Origin of the sequence: Proteus sp. fly-1067, from assembly GCF_040139345.1 — a bacterium.
Classification (GTDB): domain Bacteria; phylum Pseudomonadota; class Gammaproteobacteria; order Enterobacterales; family Enterobacteriaceae; genus Proteus; species Proteus vulgaris_B.
This window is the reverse complement of record NZ_JBEEUL010000010.1, coordinates 25,338-45,211: the sequence shown is the minus strand read 5'-3', so window position 1 is coordinate 45,211 and position 19,874 is coordinate 25,338. Positions and strand designations below refer to the sequence as shown.

Below are 19,874 nucleotides of genomic sequence, written 5' to 3'. Positions count from 1 at the left end.
TTATACGTTAAATCGAAAGACCTTTAGCTTCATCAAGCCGGCCTTGAGCTAAAAGGATTAAATCACATAATTCTCGTACTGCACCACGTCCACCCATAATGCGAGTAACATAGTCCGCCCGAGGTGTGAGTAATGGATGCGCATCGGCAACCGCGACGGAGAGTCCGACTTTTTCCATTACAGGTAAATCTATTAGGTCGTCACCAATATAGGCCGTTTGTTCATGTTTAAGGTTTAGTGTATCTAACAGTTGTTGATACGCCAAAAGCTTATTATGCTGACCTTGGTAAAGATATGTAATGCCAAGGGTTTTAGCACGATCTTCTAACAGTTTAGATTGACGACCTGTAATGATAGCAACCTCAATACCTGATGTAAGCAAACAACGAATACCATATCCATCACGGACATTAAAAGCTTTTAACTCTTCGCCATTATTGCCCATGTAAATGAGTCCGTCCGACATCACACCATCAACGTCACAAATCAGCAATTGGATTTTTTCTGCTTTTTTGATGACTTGCTCGCTTACTTCACCATAACAAGTTTCTATCATTGTATTCATTTTTATCCTTCGAACGTTATGACTAGCTTATACAACACCGGCTTGTAGTAAATCATGCATATGTAAAACACCTAACAGAATATCACTATCTTGTTCTGTTACTAACAGCGAGGTGATATGTTTTGCTTGCATTAAATTTAGCGCTTCAACGGCTAAACAATCAGGGCGAATACGAATGCCTCCTCTTGTCATCACATCAGAGATTTTGGCATTGTTAAGATCAATTCCTAAATCAAATATGCGTCGTAAGTCACCGTCAGTAAAGATACCGTTAATTAACATACTATCATCGCAGATTACCGTCATACCTAATTTTTTACGGGTAATCTCAACAAGTGCTTCGCGTAACGTCGCGTCTTTAGTAACACGAGGGATATCAGCATCTTTATTCATTAAGTCACTCACATGAAGGAGTAATTTACGACCTAACGCACCACCTGGATGAGAAAGGGCAAAATCTTCAGCAGTAAAGCCTCGAGCACGTAAAAGTGCGATAGCCAGTGCATCGCCCATCACTAATGTTGCTGTTGTACTTGTTGTGGGAGCAAGCCCTAAAGGACAGGCTTCTTTAGGAACTTTGATACAAAGATGAATATCAGACGCTTTCCCCATTGTACTTTGAGGAGTGCGTGTCATACAAATCAGTGTTATTTGTTTGCGTTTCAGAACCGGAATAAGGGCAAGGATCTCACTGGCTTCACCAGAATTTGAAATCGCTAGAACAATATCTTTTTCTGTGACCATACCTAAATCGCCATGACTTGCTTCACCGGGATGAACAAAAAAAGAAGGTGTTCCTGTACTGGCAAATGTTGCAGCAATTTTATGCCCAATATGGCCAGATTTACCCATACCCATCACAATCACTCGACCTTGGCAGTGAAAAATTTTTTCACAGGCAAGCGTAAAATCATCGTTGATATATTGTTCTAGTTCAGCTAACCCATCACGTTCAATATGAAGGACTTTTTTGCCCGCTTGCTGAAAATCAAACTCGGTCATTTTTTTGTACCATTTATTTTAGGTTAAGAGAGAATGTGCAACGCACAACACCGTAATATAAACAATAAAGCAAACTAATAAGAATATCCCTTTTCCTCGATTTAGGCGTCGTTTTCGCCCTAAGGAAAAGATAGAAAACAATAAACTAGCCACCCCAAGTACAGCAAAACTAAAATAAAATGTGTTGATATTAAATGTACTTGGTGAAAGTAATGCTGGCATTCCTAACACAAATGTTAGGTTAAAAATATTAGCACCTATAATATTTCCTAAAGCTAATTCATTTTCACGTCTTAGCGCTGCAACAATGGTTGTTGCTAATTCAGGTAGGCTTGTTCCAATAGATAGCAAGGTTAAACCAACAAAAAAACCACTAAGATGATACTGTTGCATTAGAATAAAGACATTATCTAATATCATTTGAGTCGCAACTGGGATAATCAGTAAGGCAATAACGACCCAGAAAAGAGCAACTGAATTACGAGGATTTGTCTGTAATTCAAAACGGGTTAAGGTTTCTAATGGTAATACATGGCGCTCTTGTGTGAGTGTTTTATGCATCGTTTTTATCATGAGAAAGATAGATGCAAAGCCAATAAAAAAGAGCAAAGTACCTTCTCTAAGCCCTAGGTTCCCACTAGATAAAATAATCCCCACAAGCATGATGACGATAATCATCAATGGAAGCTCTTTTTTCAGTACCGCAGACTGTATGTTCATGGGGTAGATCATCGCCCCAATGCCCGCAATAAGAAGAAGATTAGTGAGTGTAGAACCAATCGCAGTACCAATAGCAATGTCAGGTAAATTATGAACCGAGGCATCGGTAGAAACAAAAAGCTCAGGTAATGATGTGCCAGTGCCTACAATCAAAATACCGATAACGGCGGGTGGAATTTTTAACGATTGCGCAAAAACGCTCGCACCATAGACTAATCGGTCTGATGCATAAACAAGTAGCATCAATCCAAAAATTAAAAGAGACAAAGTAATCAACATGCCATCAGTTTTCCGACAATGAGCAAGTAAAGAAAGAAAAAACCAATAAGACAGGGCTGATAAAAAAACATATTGTCAAAAGGTTTTGCTAATTCACCATATTTTGACTAGCCAAGCACGAAAAGTAAAATTAACCGTGCACTATTTTGCTAAATAGTGGTGATTTCTTTGTAACATAACGAATGACCTGCCAAAATAGCGTAAAAATTTGTTTATGCAGACAGGCTTGAGGATGTTTTATTCATGAACGCACAATCTGACAATCTAATTGAAGTGCGCAATATGAACTTCACTCGAGGTAGTAGGAAGATCTTTTCTGAGATTAACCTTGTTGTACCTAGAGGGAAAGTGACTGCAATTATGGGCCCTTCAGGGATTGGTAAAACAACTTTATTACGCCTTATGGGAGGACAAATTCTTCCTGATAGCGGTGAAATTTGGTTTGATGGCGATAATATTCCGGCGCTATCACGTTCTGCGTTGTATCACGCAAGAAAGAAAATGAGTATGCTTTTTCAGTCTGGTGCCCTTTTTACCGACATGAATGTATTTGAAAATGTAGCCTTTCCGCTAAGAGAGCATACAAATTTACCTGAAGCGCTTATACGTACAACGGTGATGATGAAGCTTGAAGCTGTGGGTTTACGTGGAGCTGCAAGTTTAATGCCTTCTGAATTATCAGGCGGTATGGCTCGAAGAGCAGCATTAGCCAGAGCTATTGCGCTTGATCCTGAATTAATTATGTTTGATGAACCTTTTGTTGGGCAAGATCCTATCACTATGGGCGTACTTGTTAAGCTGATTGATGAGTTAAATCATGCACTCGGAGTGACGTGTGTTGTGGTTTCTCATGATGTGCCTGAAGTGTTGAGCATTGCCGATTACGCTTATATTGTAGCGGAGCAAAAAGTTATTGCTCAAGGTAGTGCAAAAGAATTACAAGACAACCCAGATAGGCAAGTCAGACAGTTTTTAGATGGAATTGCTGATGGCCCTGTACCTTTCCGTTTTCCTGCGGGAGATTATCAGGACGACCTATTAGGACGAGGAAATTAGTACGTGGTAAATTTATTAGCTCGTATTGGCGCTAGAGCGTTAGCGATTTTTGCAACATTCGGTAGAGCTGGCATTATGCTCTTTCGTGCATTAGTCGGTAAACCAGAATTCCGTAAACAGTGGCCTCTTTTAATGAAGCAACTGTATAACGTCGGCGTTCAATCCTTATTAATTATCATGGTGTCTGGTCTATTTATTGGCATGGTGCTGGGATTACAAGGTTATCTTGTACTGACAACATTTAGTGCTGAAGCCAGTCTTGGCATGATGGTGGCTCTCTCATTGTTACGAGAATTGGGTCCTGTGGTAACCGCATTATTATTTGCAGGCCGAGCAGGTTCCGCATTAACAGCGGAAATCGGTTTAATGAAAGCCACAGAACAAATTTCCAGTTTAGAAATGATGGCAGTCGATCCTTTACGGCGAGTCGTTGCACCCCGTTTTTGGGCTGGTTTAATTAGCATGCCATTGCTTTCACTTATTTTTGTTGCCATCGGTATTTGGGGTGGTGCCATTGTTGGTGTGGATTGGAAAGGGATCGATGAAGGCTTTTTCTGGGCATCTATGCAAGGTGCCGTTGAATGGCGATTAGATTTAGTGAATTGCTTTATTAAGAGTGTCGTTTTTGCCATTACCGTCACTTGGATAGCGCTCTTTAACGGGTATGACGCAATCCCAACATCAGAAGGGATTAGCAGAGCAACAACACGTACTGTTGTTCATTCATCGTTAGCCGTATTGGGTTTAGATTTTGTGCTAACAGCACTGATGTTTGGGAACTAAGTCATGCAAAGTAAAAAAATTGAAGTTTGGGTTGGTCTATTTGTTCTGATTGCGCTAGCCGCTGTGATTTTCTTATGCCTAAAAGTGGCTGATATTAAAGAAATGGGTAATCAACCGACTTATCGTGTTTATGCCAGCTTCGGTAATATTGGCGGGCTAAAAGAACGTTCCCCAGTTAAGATTGGTGGTGTGGTGATTGGCCGTGTTTCTTCTATCACCTTAAAAGAAGAAGATGAAGGGAACTATCGCCCTGAAGTCGCGCTCGATATTTTGAGTCTTTATGACCACATTCCAGAAAGTAGCTCATTGTCTATTCGTACATCTGGTTTATTAGGTGAGCAGTTCCTTGCATTGAATTTAGGTTTTTATGATGAAGCATTAGATTCTACTCTGCTCAAAGACGGAGGACGGATCACCAATACCAATTCAGCAATGGTACTAGAGGATCTTATCGGTCAGTTCCTTTATAAAACAGGGGATGGTGATGGTTCAGCAAAATCTGAATCTGACTCGACGGAAGAACATCCAGCATTACCTTAATCATTAATTCTTATAGGATGTATTTATACATTTAATTAAGTAAAGCATCCTATTATTAAAACCTTTTTAGGAGAGCGAAAGTATGTTTAAACGCTTATTGATGGTCGCACTGTTAGTCATTACACCTTTTGCGATGGCTGTAGATAAAACCAATCCATACACATTGATGGAAGATGCCGCACAAAAGACGTTTACTAAATTAAAAAATGAACAGCCTGAAATTCGTAAAAACCCTGAAGTTTTACGCCAAATTGTTCAACAAGAATTATTGCCATATGTACAAATTAAATATGCAGGTGCATTAGTATTAGGGCCTCATTATCGTACTGCAACACCTGCTCAACGCGATGCATATTTTACTGCATTTGAAGCGTATCTTGCTCAAGTATATGGTCAAGCATTAGCGATGTATGAAGGACAAGAATACCGTATTGAGCCTGCAAAACCGTTCGCAGATAAAACAAACCTCACTATTCGCGTTACCATTATTGATAAAAATGGTCGCCCACCTGTTCGTCTTGATTTTCAATGGCGCAAAAATAGTAAAACAGGTGAATGGCAGGCTTATGACATGATTGCGGAAGGTGTCAGCATGATCACCACAAAACAGAATGAGTGGTCAGATATTTTAAATTCTAAAGGTGTCGATGGTTTAACAAAACAGTTAGAAATTAGTGCCAAAACGCCAATCACACTGGATGAGAAAAAATAAGATGTCATCCTCGTTAAATTGGGAAAAAAAGGGCGATATCCTTTTTTTTCAAGGAACGTTAGATCGCGAAACGTTATTACCTGCTTGGCAACAACGTAAAGCATTATTAGCAGATATCAATATTATTGATATTTCGGCATTGAGTCATATTGATTCAACAGGATTGGCGCTTTTTGTTCACCTAAAAGCAGAGATGGAAGCACAACATCGCCAATTTATTATTCAAGGTGTGAGTGAGCGTTTTCAGACTCTCATTACTCTCTATGATCTTGATGAAATTATGAATATTGCCTAATACGGGTTTTAAGTAAAAGCGATTAAAACGCCCCCTTCATGATACTTTTATCATTAAGGGGGTTTTTGATGGTTTAAGAGTAGGGCGGATTCCATTAGGATAGACGACTGATTATTATTTTAACGTTGAGATTGAGCAATTATGGATACAAATGAAATCAAACAAGTATTAATGGGCAGCCTGTCTTTAGATGAAGTCATCGTTAACGGTGATGGTAGTCATTTTCAAGTTGTCGTTGTTGGCGCTATGTTTGAGGGAATGAGCAGAGTAAAACAGCAACAAACCATTTATGCCCCTTTGATGGAATATATCGCAGATAACCGTATTCACGCTTTGTCTATTAAAGCCTACACACCTGAAGAGTGGAAGAGGGATCGTAAGCTTAACGGGCTTTGATTCAGTAGGTATACAGCGTACAGCAAAATAAAAAAGAGAGTTCTACAGATGGATAAATTTAGAGTACAAGGACCAACCTGTTTATCAGGTGAGGTCACTATTTCAGGCGCGAAAAACGCCGCATTGCCAATCCTGTTCGCTGCGATCCTTGCCGAAGAGCCAGTAGAATTAACCAATGTTCCTAAGTTAAAAGATATTGATACAACGATTAAATTACTTAATCGCTTAGGAACCAATGTTGAACGTAACGGCTCTGTTTTCGTTGATGCTCGTAATATCAATGAATTCTGTGCACCTTACGAGTTAGTTAAAACCATGCGTGCGTCTATTTGGGCTTTAGGGCCATTGGTTGCGCGTTTTGGTCAAGGTCAGGTTTCTTTACCCGGTGGTTGTGCCATTGGTGCTCGTCCAGTTGATCTTCATATTACTGGTTTAGAGCAATTAGGCGCTGAAATCACTCTTGATGAAGGTTATGTAAAAGCTCGTGTTGATGGGCGTTTAAAAGGCGCACATATTGTCATGGATAAAGTGAGTGTGGGCGCCACTATCACTATTATGACTGCAGCAGTGTTAGCCGAAGGTAAAACTATCATTGAGAATGCGGCAAGAGAGCCTGAAATTGAAGATACTGCCAACTTCCTTAATACATTAGGCGCCAAAATCAGCGGTGCAGGTACAGACAGTATTACTATCGAAGGTGTAGAACGCCTTGGTGGTGGTACTTATCAAATTCTACCTGATCGTATTGAAACAGGTACTTTTTTAGTTGCTGCTGCTGTTTCTCGTGGTCGCGTTGTTTGTCGTAATGCAAAGCCAGATACATTAGATGCTGTGTTGGCAAAATTACGTGAAGCGGGTGCAGATATAGAAGTGGGTGAAGATTGGATAAGCCTTGATATGCATGGTAAACGCCCTAAAGCAGTAACCTTACGTACAGCGCCACATCCAGGTTTCCCAACTGATATGCAAGCACAATTTAGCCTTTTAAACTTAGTTGCTGAAGGCGCAGGAATGATCACAGAAACCATTTTTGAAAATCGCTTTATGCACATTCCTGAGTTAATTCGCATGGGGGCTCACGCTGAAATAGAAAGTAATACTGTGTTATGCCATGGTGTTGAAAAACTTTCAGGCGCACAAGTGATGGCTACGGATTTACGTGCTTCTGCAAGTTTAGTCCTTGCGGGCTGTATCGCTGAAGGCACCACTATTGTTGATCGTATTTATCATATCGATCGTGGGTATGAAAATATTGAAGCTAAATTACAAGGATTAGGGGCGAAAATAGAACGTTTACGCGCTAATGACTAATCTATTTTAGTTATCTTTCTTAACCATTTAAAACCATAGTGCATTGTTGTGCTATGGTTTTTTTTGCGCATTATTTCAATAGAACTCTCAATAGAATAGGATAATTCATAAGGTATTTCTTTCGTGGCAAGATACAGTAAGAAAAATAGGCCCGTTTTAGAAAAAACGCTATGAGCTGAATGAAAGGAACAAATATGCAGGTAACAAGGAAACAAGAATATCTTATTCGCCAAGCGCTTGATAAATGGCGGCAATCTGGTGAGATTTCAGAGCAAGAACATCAGCAACTAGGAAGTACATTGCAACGCATCCCTTTTGATTGGAAAAGGTTGAGTCGTTACGCGTTTTGGATAGCGATTGTGTGCTTGATTATTGCTGTTGGCAGTATCTTTAGTGACAGCGCATTAGTTTATTATCTAATTGAAATTTTTAGTGTTTCTGAAATTATGCGCGTGATATCTCCAGCACTTATTGCCTGCATACTTTATCTTTGGGGATTTAAACGTCAGCGAAAAGAAACACAATGGCACTATAGTACCGAATTTATTCTTTTTTTAGGTGTAATGTTTACCGCTATTTTTCTTTGGCAACTCGGTGAGTTACTGGATACAGGAAGTGGCCATATTGCACCTCTCTTTTTAATTGGTTGTGTGATTTATGGTGTGATTGGTTTTATCAGTCGTTCATCATTGGTGTGGTTATTTTTCTTATTGATGTTAGGGAATTGGTTTGGCGCTGAGACAGGTTATATGTCAGGTTGGGGCGCTTATTGGTTAGGGATGAACTATCCTATCCGATTTGTTCTCTTTGGCGCAGTGTTATTAGCAGGCTGTTATTTCTTACAGAATGTGTTGTTACACCGTCGTTTATTTGCTATGACAAAAATAATGGGACTTACTTATCTTTTTATTGCGTTATGGATAATGTCTATTTTCGGCAATTACGATCCTGATACTTGGTATCGTACTTCAAGTGCGAATTTGTTACCTTGGGCACTGTTATTTGGTGTTGTTTCCGTTATTTGTATCTATATCAGTCTTAAAACCGATGATGGCATGTTAAGAGGCTTTGGCCTGACATTCCTAGGTATTAATCTTTACACTCGTTTTTTTGAATATTTCTGGGATAGCTTACATAGTGCTATTTTCTTCTTTATTCTAGCTATTTCATTGATTCTAATTGGACGAAAAGCGGAAAAAATTTGGCATGCTGTTGAACATAATTCACTAGCGAGTAAACCGAATAAAAATGAATAAAATTTCGCTTTATTCGTTATTGTAATAGGAGATTACTTTGATAGAGAAACGCAGTTGTCACCTTCCTCTTGAAGTGAGTTGTGTCGCTTGTCATTATTTTGTCTTTAAAGATAAAAATGAGGCATTTTTTGAGATCTGCCCAGTTTGTGGTTGGCAAAATGATGGCACTAAAGAAGGAGAATATAGCGGTTGTAATCACAGCACGTTAGAGAATTATCGTAATACAGAAAGCTTTCAAGAAAATTGCTTACAAAGTGCGACGTTTTATATGAAATCTCCCTATTAGTTGGTAATAGGAAGATTTCATGTGAGTTACGATTCTGGTTGGTATTCAGAAATAGTCACATCAACATTGAGCTCATTACCCTCACGTAATAACGTAACGGGTAATACTGTGCCGGGGCGAGTCTCTGCAATATAGTCCATCATTTCCATGGCAGAAGTAGCAGGAGCATGGTTGATGCTAAGTATAATATCGCCTGTTTTTATGCCTGCTTTATCTGCTGGACTGTTTGGTGAGATCCGGAAAATACGTAGCCCTTGGATTTGTTTAATATCAGTATTTGACGAGCGAATTCTTGGTAGTTCTTTGGCTGTGATACCGATAAAGCCACGAATGACACGACCATCACGAATAAGTTTATTCATGATCTTTACAGCCAGTTCAGTTGGAATAGCAAAGCCTAGACCTTCAGCACTTGGGCGATACCCATTGTAGGTTCCTGAGTCAAACGTCATAGTATTAATACCCACCAGTTCGCCCTCTGTATTAATAAGTGCTCCACCTGAGTTGCCTTCATTAATTGAGGCATCTGTTTGTAGAAAGTTTTGGTAACGTGTTGGACTTAATCCCACGCGACCAGTTGCACTAATTATCCCTTGAGTAATGGTTTGCCCAATATTAAATGGGTTACCAATAGCAAGTACAACATCCCCTACATGTGAGATCCGTTTGCTATTAATGGGGATCGTCGGAAGCTTATCAGCATCAATTTTTAAAACGGCTAAATCAGTCAAAGGATCAGAACCAACAAGTAAGCCTTCATAAAGATCACCATTTTGTAATGCAACAATAATCTGATCAGCATTATTAATAACATGTTGATTTGTTAGAATATAACCTCGTCCATCCATAATAACGCCCGCACCTAAAGAGGTCAGCTCGCGACCTTCTTGAGAAAAGCTTCCCATGGTACTGCTATAAACATTGACGACAGCAGGTGCTGCACGTCGTACTGCTGTGTTGTAGCTAAAAGGAGCATTAAGAAAATCACCATTAATTAGGTGTTCAATAAAAATAGGACGGATCGAAGGGACTGCAATCAAAAGAATTGCTGCTGTTAAAAGGCCAATCAGTGTCGATCGCAGTAACTTAGTTAACATAAAAATCCCGTATTTATGTCTGACCGTGAGATTATTTGCGTAGAAGTGATGAGAATAGCATAGTTTAACTTATGAAAGCATAGCTCAGTGCATAATATCCTCTTTTAAGCTAATGAGTCTTATCAAAAATTAACATAAAAAAAAGCCCTATAATCAATATTACAGGGCTAAGGAAATCAATAAATTAGATAGGTGAAAGCTTACTTCTTAGCGCGGTGTATTACGTAACAGCAGGTAAATTTCATCATTACCACGCTGTATGTTTAATGCAAGAACAGGTGGTTTAGCATCAATGGCTTTACGTAAATCGCCTAATGATGCTATTGGTGTATTATTGATACCGATAATCAGGTCACCTTTCTGTAAACCAGATGCAGCGGCTGCTGAATCTTTCTCTACAGAATCCACAGCAACAGCTTTGACTTGTTTATTTAAGTAGTTGCTTAATGTGGCACCTTGTAGTGCAGGAGAGAAGTTATCTGCGCGTGTTGCATCTGCCGATTGTTTCTCTAATGTCACTTTAACATCCATTGGCTTACCTTGACGGATCAAACCAATCAGAATTTCTTTACCTGGAGGTGTTGTACCGACCTTAGCTCGTAACTCTGCAAAACTATTGATACGTTTTCCATCAACAGAAATTAAAACGTCACCCGGTTTAATACCTGCTTTTGCTGCAGATGAATCAGGTAAAACTTCACTGACAAAAGCGCCACGTTGTGCATCAATATTAAAGGATTTCGCCAGATCAGAATTCATTTCTGTACCACGAATACCTAAGATGCCTCGTTTAACTTCGCCATGAGAAATCAGTTGTTGGCTAAGATCTCGTGCCATATTACTTGGGATAGCAAAGCCGATACCGATATTGCCGCCCCCCGGTGCTAAAATAGCGGTGTTAATTCCGATTAACTCACCATTTAAGTTAACTAATGCGCCACCAGAGTTACCACGATTGATAGAAGCATCTGTTTGAATAAAGTTTTCTAAACCTTCAAGGTTTAAGCCACTACGGCCTAATGCAGAAATAATACCGGATGTTGCAGTTTGACCTAAACCAAATGGATTACCCACGGCAACAGCAAAGTCACCAACGCGTAGTTGGTCTGAGTCCGCCATTTTTATTGCTGTTAAATTTGTTGGTTTTTCAATTTGCAGTAAGGCAATATCTGTTTGTGGATCACTACCAATTAATTTGGCGCTAAATTCACGACCATCATTAATTTGCAGCTGAATTTTATCTGCACCATCAACAACATGATTATTGGTTAATACATAGCCTTTTTGTGCATCAATAATGACGCCTGAGCCTAAGCCTTCAAAAGGGCGAATACTCTGTTGTTGTGATGGAAAATTAGGACCAAAGAAAAATTTAAACTCTTCAGGCACTTGTTGGCTTTGTACTCGTGTTCCTGAAACATGCACACTGACAACGGCTGGTAGCACTTTTTCTAACATAGGTGCAAGGCTTGGGAGTTGTTCTCCCGATGGCATAACCGCAGGTAATGCAGCCATACTGGTTGCAGGAAGAGTAGAGAGCGAAAGTCCGACACTCATTGCTAATGCACTAAGTAATAATTTTCTTTTTTTAGTCAACATGAATTAGAGTCTCTTGATACAGTTATCAAAATAAAATTTATTGCTCAAAATGAGCACGATGTCATTAAGACCTGTACTAACAAAGGAAAGTTCATTAAGACATGATGCACTTTGCTTCCTTTTACACGGATTTACAAGACAAAAGCTATCTTTAAAACCATAGCAAATAATTGCTATTTTATGGTATTAAATAGAAAGAAAAACGCCACAATAAATGTGGCGTCTTAATATTAACTGTCTTTTTTCTCGGTCGGTCTGAACAATCCAGACGCCCCTTCGGAGTAATCACGAGGTGGCATTTTTATTGGAGATTGATCATTTGCTGCTTCAGATTCACTTAATCGGTAATTAAATGGATTATCTTGAGCAGGCATGTCTGGCATGAGCTCATTAGAGCTTTTTGCCATATGTTGGTAAAGCTGGCGGTAATCTCTCGCCATGTTATCTAATAGTTCAGCGCTTCTAGCAAAGTGGCTGACAAGCTCATTGCGATAAGTGTCCAGTTCTTCTTTTTTTGTATCTAACTCTGCTTTTATAGCATCTTGTTGGCGAAGGGTGCTGTTACCGTAACGCATTGCAAGTGCGCCGATAATAAGACCTACAACTAATCCAATCAGTGCATAAACCCAAACCATGGCAACTCCTTTTCATCTAATAGTGAGGACGATGGATTCTTATAACATCATAACCGCTAAAAGGCATGGGTGGAATAATATCCTTAAGCTTAATATGAAATTCCTGTGTTACGTTGATGTTAAAACAATTCTTAATGCTTATAATAGGGGCATTCGACAGACACAACCTAGTATGTCAGAAAATTAAGGATAAGAGGGCATTCATGACTGTTAGTACGCCATTATCACTTTATGAAGCCGCATTGACGCAAGGTGATTATCAACCTGATGATGTTCAGCGAAAAACTGTTCTCCATCTTCAACAGATATACCATGCATTATTAAAAGAGACTCCACCAGAAAAAAATTCGTTAACACAACGATTATTCGGGCGAATTCGCACAAAGAAACAGCTTGTTGCACCAGAACGTGGTTTGTATATGTGGGGTGGAGTGGGACGAGGTAAAACATGGCTTATGGATATGTTTTATCAAAGTTTACCAACAGAGCGAAAGTTGCGACTCCACTTTCATCGTTTTATGTTACGTGTTCAAGAAGAGCTAAAAAGCTTACAAGGACAAGAGGATCCATTAGAAATTATTGCTGATGGCTTTAAAGCACAAACAGATGTGCTTTGTTTTGATGAGTTTTTTGTTTCTGATATTACGGATGCCATGATTTTAGGTACGTTACTAGAAGCATTATTTGCTAGAGGGATCACTCTGGTCGCAACATCGAATATTCCTCCTGACGAGCTTTATCGCAACGGATTACAGCGCTCTCGTTTTTTACCCGCAATAGAACAAATCAAACATCATTGCGACATTTTAAATGTCGATGCAGGTATTGATTATCGTTTAAGAGCGTTAACACAAGCACATCTTTTTTTATCTCCATTAAGTGATAAAAACCGTCAAGAAATGGAGAGGGTTTTTTCTCACTTAGTAACCACTGAACCACAAACCGATGTTACTTTAACCATTAACCATCGGCCGATGAAAGTCAGAAAAGTCGCTAATGGTGTGCTGGCAGTTAATTTTACAACTTTATGTGTAGAAGCGCGTAGCCAGCTTGATTACATCGAACTTTCCAAGCATTATCACACTGTTTTATTACATGAAATGACGCAAATGAGCGCGTTAAATGAAGATGTTGCTCGTCGGTTTTTAGCATTAGTTGATGAGTTTTATGAACGTAGAGTGAAACTGATTATTAATGCCGATGTTGAAATGAATGCGATTTACCAAGGTGATTTTTTACAGTTTGAATATCAACGCTGTCTTTCTCGTCTGCAAGAGATGCAAAGTGAAGAATATTTGGTACAACCTCATCTCGCTTAATGTTTAATTCTTGAAGAAAGTCATCTTTCATTATGGTAGGATGGCGCAGGTTAAGTTGCTTGATGTTTTTTTATATGAAAATAGAAAGCATTAGGCAGCTTACAAACGCTCTGGAAAGGAACAATTCTTCTCTTCAGGTAGCAAGAATTTATCAGTCAAATCAGAAAAAAGTGCTAAATTCGTTTTTTTCGCTGAAATATTGAAAAAGAATTCAATTGTTTTTCAATTATGACTCGATTTTTTTTTCTGACTTCTCTATAATCTTGCGACCCCACGTTGCAGCAAGTTTTTTATTTCCCAAAAAACTCGCATTTTAGAGTCAGCAGTGCTACTCGAAGGGGTAGGTTTGCTGGACACAAGAGTCGTGTGAACCTCAATAGTATTTGAACCGAGCGTTCACCAACGTGTAACTAAACATTGGGTAATTTTCAATAATGAAAACTTTTACAGCTAAACCAGAAACCGTAAAACGCGACTGGTATGTTGTTGATGCAGACGGCAAAACTTTAGGCCGTTTAGCAACTGAAATTGCTAGCCGTTTACGCGGTAAGCACAAAGCGGAATACACTCCGCACGTTGATACTGGTGACTACATCATCGTTTTAAACGCTGAGAAAGTAGCCGTAACTGGTCACAAACGTACTGACAAAGTTTACTACCGTCATACGGGTCACGTAGGTGGTATCAAACAAGCGACTTTCGAAGAGATGATCGCCCGTAGTCCTGAGCGTGTAATCGAAATCGCGGTAAAAGGCATGCTGCCAAAAGGGCCACTGGGTCGTGCGATGTATCGTAAACTGAAAGTTTACGCAGGATCTGAGCACAACCACGCGGCACAACAACCGCAAGTTCTGGACATTTAATCGGGATAATAGGCAATGGCTGATAATCAATACTACGGCACAGGTCGCCGCAAAAGTTCTTCCGCACGTGTCTTCATTAAGCCAGGTAGCGGTAATATCGTAATCAACAAACGTAGCCTAGAAGTTTACTTCGGCCGCGAAACAGCACGTATGGTTGTTCGTCAACCGCTGGAATTAGTTGATATGCTGGGTAAATTAGATTTATACATCACTGTTAAAGGTGGTGGTATCTCTGGTCAAGCTGGCGCGATCCGTCACGGTATCACTCGTGCACTGATGGAATATGATGAGACTCTACGTTCTGATCTGCGTAAAGCTGGTTTCGTTACCCGTGATGCGCGTTCTGTTGAACGTAAGAAAGTGGGTCTGCGTAAAGCACGTCGTCGTCCACAGTTCTCTAAACGTTAATTTGTTATCTTTTAGATATCAATTTGATGTTGAAAACCCGTCTTCACAGGCGGGTTTTTTATTTTGATTAATTTGTGTTTATTGATAATAAAAACATAATCTTGTTAATGTATTGAGTCAATGGCCACGAAAATAGGCTTTATGTAAGATAACTGAACGATTAAAAAACCTATTTTTCGGATGTTTAATCTATATATATTCGTTTTTTGATATTATAATCTTACTTTTAAAGTAATCTGGCACATTATATTGAATTATTTGCATAAGTCCCCCTAAGTAACATGAATTCTGGTAGAATAACGGGCTTCGGTGTCTTTCTTACTCTAATTTCACAATGTTGCCGATGGTGTATCAACGATAGTGTCTGTTATTCATTTTAAAGCAATACCAAAATTATTATGACAATAATGATTGTTGAATGATTATTTTTGTATTACTTGATAATGATATGTGCCGCAAAGACAGGTGAGTTTTTAACCCTGTAGAATAAGATTATCCCGCGATAACACTTTTTATACAGGTAGTTACCCAATGTAGTTAATAACTTAGATATTTATTTAAGTTAACTGCGTTTGTGTGCTTGTCTTTTAGGAATGGGGAAATGGAAAAGGTATCGTGCCAATTCATTTCTTTAATTGATTAACTTGGAGGTTTTCATGGCTGTCGCTGCCAACAAACGTTCGGTAATGACTTTGTTTTCCGGTCCGACTGATATTTTCAGCCATCAGGTCAGAATTGTCCTAGCGGAGAAAGGTGTCAGTGTTGAAATTGAACAGGTTGAAGCTGGTAATCTTCCACAGGATCTTATCGATCTGAACCCTTACCAAAGTGTACCGACTTTGGTCGATCGTGAGCTGACTCTGTATGATTCACGTATCATCATGGAATACCTTGATGAGCGCTTCCCTCATCCTCCTTTAATGCCGGTTTATCCAGTTGCTCGTGGTAGCAGCCGTTTAATGATGCATCGCATCGAGCATGATTGGTATTCTTTAATGAACACCATTGAGAAAGGAACAGAACAACAAGCCAATGCAGCTCGTAAACAGTTAGCTGAAGAGCTACTGGCTGTATCGCCTGTGTTTAAAGAATATCCTTACTTTATGAGTGAAGAATTCAGCTTAGTAGATTGCTACTTAGCTCCGCTTCTATGGCGTTTACCAGTATTAGGCGTGGATTTAAGCGGTGCTGGTGCTAAAGATGTACAAATTTATATGCAACGTGTTTTTGAGCGTGATTCTTTCCTCGCCTCATTAACCGAAGCAGAGCGTGAAATGCGCTTACCTTCAAGAGGGTAATGAAGTATGGAGATCATGGATATGTCTCCGCGTCGTCCGCATTTATTACGTGCGTATTATGACTGGATCGTCGAAAACGAGTTAACACCACATTTAGTTGTTGATGTGAATATCGTCGGTGTTCAAGTTCCTATGGAATACGCACATGATGGTCAAATTGTACTAAATATTGCCTCTCGTGCTGTTGATGACCTTGAGTTAACGCTGTATCAGGTTTTATTTAGTGCAAGTTTTGGTGGCATACCTCGTAAAGTGCGAGTGCCTATGGCTGCTGTTATGGCTATTTATGCGAGAGAAAACGGCGCGGGAATGATGTTTGAGCCAGAACCTGCCTATGAATCTGGTGCATCATTACAGTTTGCTGAAGATGAAAGTGAAGAAAATACTTTAACGCCTGTTAATGAAGGCTTATCGCTTGTTACTGATGGTACGGCAGAAACCGATGCATCTTCACCGGATGATGATCCTGAGCCACCTCGCCCAACAGGCCGCCCGTCATTACGTGTTGTGAAGTAAGAGATCATCTTATTTGTATAATGGAAAGCCCAGTTTAAATAAACTGGGCTTTTTTTTGTGGTGAGCCGAGATGGCACATAGTGCTTTGATTGTCGCACCAAAAAAAAAGCGCTCTATAGTAATATAGAGCGCTTTATTAAATTGTATCACAAAACTATTTCAGCAGTTCTTCTAAACAACCAGTGTAAAGATTAACCGCGGTCATTAATTGTTTTTCATCGAAATCAAAGCCTGCTTGGTGGTGACCCGCAGTTCTATCGGCACCAACAACGAAATACAGTGATTTACCACCACAACGTTGTACGCGTTTTGCTAATACAGTCGCATCTTCACTCCCCCCAAATGGGCGAGTGGCAACTGCGGTTAACTCTGCATGTTTACCAACGACTTTGGTCATGACATCAATGAGTTCTTGGTCATTTGTGAGGTCAACGGCTTCACCCATAATTTCGCTTTCCATTTCTAACTGGAAGCTATGCGCTGCGCCTTCAGCCATACGTACTGCATTGGCAGCCATAAAACTGTTGATCTCTTCATTTTCACCGCGAACTTCAATTTGCATTTCAGCATTAGCTGGGGTGACATTACGGCCTTCACCGGCTTTTAATACACCGATGTTGATACGTGACATCCCTTTACCATGGCGAGAAATACCCAGCATTTGTGTTGCTGCGTGGCAAGCACCAGCTAACGCATTACGACCCAATTCTGGTTCTGCACCTGCGTGAGATGGCGCACCTTTAAAACGGAAGTCATATTTAGTAGTACATAAGAAATGTGTTGGGTTAATAACAATTTCACCACTATTTGCGATAAAGCCTAAGTGCGCACCTAAGAAGTAATCGGCATCATCTGCGATACCACTTTCAGCCATCGCACGAGCACCACGAACACCTTCTTCAGCTGGTTGGAATAAGATTTTAACTTTACCAACAACTTTATCTTTATTTTCAACTAACCAGTGAGCAACACCTAAACCGATAGAAATGTGTCCATCGTGACCACAAGCGTGCATTTCGCCAGCATGGCAAGAAGCAAAGTTCTCAGCGTGAGGACGATGTTTAGCTTCTGTTGCTTCGTTAACACCCACACAGTCGATATCAAAACGCAGAGCTACGGTTGGGCCGGCTTTACCGCTATCAAAGATAGCCACACAACCTGTTAGTTCTTTCATTTCATCAAGCAGGGCTTCATCAACTTTATGCTCTCTTGCAACTGCTAGGCCTTTTTCAACAACTTGACGACGGCGGCCAAAAGCAAACTCTTGATTGATAACGTCTGGGCCAACTTTAACTTCTAAACCTAAGCTACGTAATTCTTTGACGATTTTCGCTGTGGTTAAAAATTCTGACCAACCAATTTCTGGGTATTGGTGAAACTCACGACGCCATTTTATTAATTTTTCTAGTGTAATTGCTGACATATTCATTTCTCCACTTATAACATGAATAACGCAACAGCGATGACGCCGATAATCATACCTGGTGCAGTACGTTTTGCGATTTCCATAGGGTTAACATTTGCAAGACCAGCACAAACAATTGCTGCTCCTGCCAGTGGTGACATTGTACGACCTAATGCGCCAGATAACGCTGCGGCCATACCCATGTCTGGGATTTCATAACCAAATTGTGCAGCATGAGGTGTTACTGTTTCGTTGAATGCGAATGCTGCTGCGTCACCAGAACCTGTGATAATACCCATTAAGAATGGCCCTAAAGTACCACCCCAACGAGCAAATTCAGGAGAGTGAGTTAAGAAGTTGATGAACGCGTCGATTAAACCAGATGCTTTCAGACCTGCTGCGAATACGGCTGCTGCAATGATGATACCTAATACATCACCATAAGCATTACCCATACCTTTAAAGAACTCTTTAGTAATTTGAGCAGGGTTAGTTAATGTGATGAACAGGGCATAGATAGAACCAATTAACATTGCTGCTGGTACTGACAGTTTAAATGTACTGAAAGTCTCAAAGAATGGCAGAATCAACAGGATTAATGGAATGAAAGGTGCTGTTGCGTATAAATAGTTCGGGCGAATAGCTTCTGGTGTTGCCTGCGCTGATGAAGAAGATGCATCACCAGTAACAGAAGCCATTTTGAACTCTTTTTTCACTAAAGCGACAACAGCAAGCGAAACCGCAGCAATACCGCCAGCCATTAAGCTGTATGGGCTATGGCGAGCAATTAAGTCAACCACTTCCATATTAGCCATGTTAGCAACGAAGGCATTATGCGACATACCTGGGCTTAACATCGAACCGATAGTACCACATAACACGGCACCACCAGCGATAGCTGGGTGAATACGGGCCGCGATTAATAATGGGATTAATGTCGCTCCTACCGCCGCCGCACAACCTGCTGCTGAAGGGATTGCGATATTAATGAAATAAGTGACAATAACTGTTGCTGGAATAAGGAAGAAACCAAGACGAGTCATTACTTTTGATAATACGTGCACCAGATGCATATCACATTTGGTGTATTTCATAACATAAGCAAAACCCATACTCGCACAGATTGCTTGAATTAATGATGAAGACACCATGCGCTCACTAAATGCGGTAAACGCATCTAATGGGGATAGGCTTAAAATACAGAGTAATAAGCCCGCACCAATAAGCACCATTCGGGTTTCATATTTTTTTATTAGCAAATAGACAGTTACAATAATAACGGCTACTGCTATCAGTTGCATCACCATAGTGATCCCCTAGTTAATTATGACAATACTATTAATTGTGAAAACGAACCTAACATCAATAAATTATATTTTTCTGTAAAGTTATTAGGTGACTCCATTATGAAGTTGGTAGATTGACAATATTTGATTGTTATCAAATTTAATAGTCGAAATAAAATCTATTTTTTTAGACTGTGATGTTATTAACAAATGCTGTAAAACAATTATCATTAAAAGATGGCAGAAA

Annotated in this window: 22 protein-coding genes; 14 read left to right on the top strand and 8 right to left on the bottom strand. The window is 39.9% G+C overall.

The genetic code is table 11. The features are described 5' to 3' along the window. Positions 1 to 7 precede the first annotated feature (7 nt). Genes kdsC through ABN217_RS13620 form a run of 3 tightly spaced genes read right to left on the bottom strand, consistent with a single transcriptional unit; the run spans position 8 to position 2,566 of the window. Positions 8 to 565, bottom strand: a complete 558-nt coding sequence (kdsC, locus tag ABN217_RS13630; RefSeq protein ID WP_072069772.1) for a 3-deoxy-manno-octulosonate-8-phosphatase KdsC — start codon at positions 563 to 565, stop codon at positions 8 to 10. A gap of 27 nt (positions 566 to 592) precedes the next feature. Further along, a complete protein-coding gene (gene kdsD, locus ABN217_RS13625) occupies positions 593 to 1,567 on the bottom strand; it encodes an arabinose-5-phosphate isomerase KdsD (RefSeq protein WP_109409260.1) in 975 nt (324 codons plus the stop codon). Positions 1,568 to 1,585: 18 nt separating this feature from the next. After that, complete coding sequence (locus tag ABN217_RS13620) at positions 1,586 to 2,566, bottom strand: calcium/sodium antiporter (protein WP_072069770.1); 981 nt, start codon at positions 2,564 to 2,566, stop codon at positions 1,586 to 1,588. Between the two features lie 243 nt (positions 2,567 to 2,809). On the opposite strand from ABN217_RS13620, the gene mlaF reads away from it, so the two are divergent. The 9 genes from mlaF (at position 2,810) to ABN217_RS13575 (ending at position 9,201) form a co-directional block, all read left to right on the top strand. After that, positions 2,810 to 3,622 (top strand): phospholipid ABC transporter ATP-binding protein MlaF, encoded by an 813-nt coding sequence (gene mlaF / locus ABN217_RS13615; protein WP_072069769.1) that lies wholly within the window; start codon positions 2,810 to 2,812, stop codon positions 3,620 to 3,622. 3 nt (positions 3,623 to 3,625) lie between these two features. Next, the gene (gene mlaE / locus ABN217_RS13610) at positions 3,626 to 4,405 is read left to right on the top strand and encodes a lipid asymmetry maintenance ABC transporter permease subunit MlaE (RefSeq protein ID WP_072069768.1); all 780 of its coding nucleotides are present in this window, start codon (positions 3,626 to 3,628) and stop codon (positions 4,403 to 4,405) included. A gap of 3 nt (positions 4,406 to 4,408) precedes the next feature. Beyond that, a complete protein-coding gene (gene mlaD, locus ABN217_RS13605) occupies positions 4,409 to 4,945 on the top strand; it encodes an outer membrane lipid asymmetry maintenance protein MlaD (protein ID WP_072069767.1) in 537 nt (178 codons plus the stop codon). 82 nt (positions 4,946 to 5,027) lie between these two features. Continuing rightward, complete coding sequence (gene mlaC / locus ABN217_RS13600; protein WP_036933065.1) at positions 5,028 to 5,657, top strand: phospholipid-binding protein MlaC; 630 nt, start codon at positions 5,028 to 5,030, stop codon at positions 5,655 to 5,657. A 1-nt stretch (position 5,658) separates the two neighbouring features. Continuing rightward, positions 5,659 to 5,952, top strand: a complete 294-nt coding sequence (gene mlaB / locus ABN217_RS13595) for a lipid asymmetry maintenance protein MlaB (protein WP_072069766.1) — start codon at positions 5,659 to 5,661, stop codon at positions 5,950 to 5,952. A 141-nt stretch (positions 5,953 to 6,093) separates the two neighbouring features. Further along, positions 6,094 to 6,348: a BolA family iron metabolism protein IbaG gene (gene ibaG, locus ABN217_RS13590; RefSeq protein WP_072069765.1), complete on the top strand. Its 255-nt coding sequence runs from the start codon at positions 6,094 to 6,096 to the stop codon at positions 6,346 to 6,348. 48 nt (positions 6,349 to 6,396) lie between these two features. After that, positions 6,397 to 7,659: a UDP-N-acetylglucosamine 1-carboxyvinyltransferase gene (murA, locus tag ABN217_RS13585; protein ID WP_109409265.1), complete on the top strand. Its 1,263-nt coding sequence runs from the start codon at positions 6,397 to 6,399 to the stop codon at positions 7,657 to 7,659. 194 nt (positions 7,660 to 7,853) lie between these two features. Continuing rightward, positions 7,854 to 8,915, top strand: a complete 1,062-nt coding sequence (locus ABN217_RS13580; RefSeq protein WP_349459519.1) for a DUF2157 domain-containing protein — start codon at positions 7,854 to 7,856, stop codon at positions 8,913 to 8,915. 37 nt (positions 8,916 to 8,952) lie between these two features. Continuing rightward, positions 8,953 to 9,201, top strand: a complete 249-nt coding sequence (locus ABN217_RS13575; RefSeq protein WP_349459518.1) for a CPCC family cysteine-rich protein — start codon at positions 8,953 to 8,955, stop codon at positions 9,199 to 9,201. A gap of 26 nt (positions 9,202 to 9,227) precedes the next feature. On the opposite strand, the gene degS is transcribed toward ABN217_RS13575, so the two are convergent. From degS to zapG, 3 genes are all read right to left on the bottom strand, one after another. Then, entirely contained in the window at positions 9,228 to 10,298 is a 1,071-nt protein-coding gene (gene degS / locus ABN217_RS13570; RefSeq protein ID WP_072069761.1) for an outer membrane-stress sensor serine endopeptidase DegS, read from the bottom strand. Positions 10,299 to 10,505: 207 nt separating this feature from the next. Further along, complete coding sequence (gene degQ / locus ABN217_RS13565) at positions 10,506 to 11,897, bottom strand: serine endoprotease DegQ (RefSeq protein WP_196554788.1); 1,392 nt, start codon at positions 11,895 to 11,897, stop codon at positions 10,506 to 10,508. A gap of 230 nt (positions 11,898 to 12,127) precedes the next feature. Then, positions 12,128 to 12,532 carry a Z-ring associated protein ZapG gene (gene zapG, locus ABN217_RS13560; RefSeq protein WP_072069759.1) on the bottom strand — a complete coding sequence of 135 codons (405 nt, stop codon included), beginning with the start codon at positions 12,530 to 12,532 and terminating at the stop codon, positions 12,128 to 12,130. A gap of 203 nt (positions 12,533 to 12,735) precedes the next feature. Here zapG and zapE point away from each other — a divergent pair, with 203 nt between their 5' ends. From zapE to sspB, 5 genes are all read left to right on the top strand, one after another. Further along, positions 12,736 to 13,851, top strand: a complete 1,116-nt coding sequence (gene zapE, locus ABN217_RS13555; protein WP_196554787.1) for a cell division protein ZapE — start codon at positions 12,736 to 12,738, stop codon at positions 13,849 to 13,851. A 434-nt stretch (positions 13,852 to 14,285) separates the two neighbouring features. Further along, on the top strand, positions 14,286 to 14,714 hold the full coding sequence (rplM, locus tag ABN217_RS13550) for a 50S ribosomal protein L13 (protein WP_006535327.1): 429 nt from the start codon (positions 14,286 to 14,288) through the stop codon (positions 14,712 to 14,714). A 15-nt stretch (positions 14,715 to 14,729) separates the two neighbouring features. Further along, positions 14,730 to 15,122, top strand: a complete 393-nt coding sequence (rpsI, locus tag ABN217_RS13545; protein WP_004245284.1) for a 30S ribosomal protein S9 — start codon at positions 14,730 to 14,732, stop codon at positions 15,120 to 15,122. A 656-nt stretch (positions 15,123 to 15,778) separates the two neighbouring features. After that, positions 15,779 to 16,420 carry a stringent starvation protein SspA gene (sspA, locus tag ABN217_RS13540; RefSeq protein WP_023582862.1) on the top strand — a complete coding sequence of 214 codons (642 nt, stop codon included), beginning with the start codon at positions 15,779 to 15,781 and terminating at the stop codon, positions 16,418 to 16,420. 6 nt (positions 16,421 to 16,426) lie between these two features. Continuing rightward, positions 16,427 to 16,936 (top strand): ClpXP protease specificity-enhancing factor, encoded by a 510-nt coding sequence (sspB, locus tag ABN217_RS13535; protein WP_196554786.1) that lies wholly within the window; start codon positions 16,427 to 16,429, stop codon positions 16,934 to 16,936. Between the two features lie 154 nt (positions 16,937 to 17,090). On the opposite strand, the gene ABN217_RS13530 is transcribed toward sspB, so the two are convergent. Further along, the gene (locus ABN217_RS13530) at positions 17,091 to 18,359 is read right to left on the bottom strand and encodes an amidohydrolase (protein WP_072069755.1); all 1,269 of its coding nucleotides are present in this window, start codon (positions 18,357 to 18,359) and stop codon (positions 17,091 to 17,093) included. Positions 18,360 to 18,373: 14 nt separating this feature from the next. Next, complete coding sequence (gene dcuC, locus ABN217_RS13525; protein ID WP_072069754.1) at positions 18,374 to 19,648, bottom strand: C4-dicarboxylate transporter DcuC; 1,275 nt, start codon at positions 19,646 to 19,648, stop codon at positions 18,374 to 18,376. Positions 19,649 to 19,874: the final 226 nt, after the last annotated feature.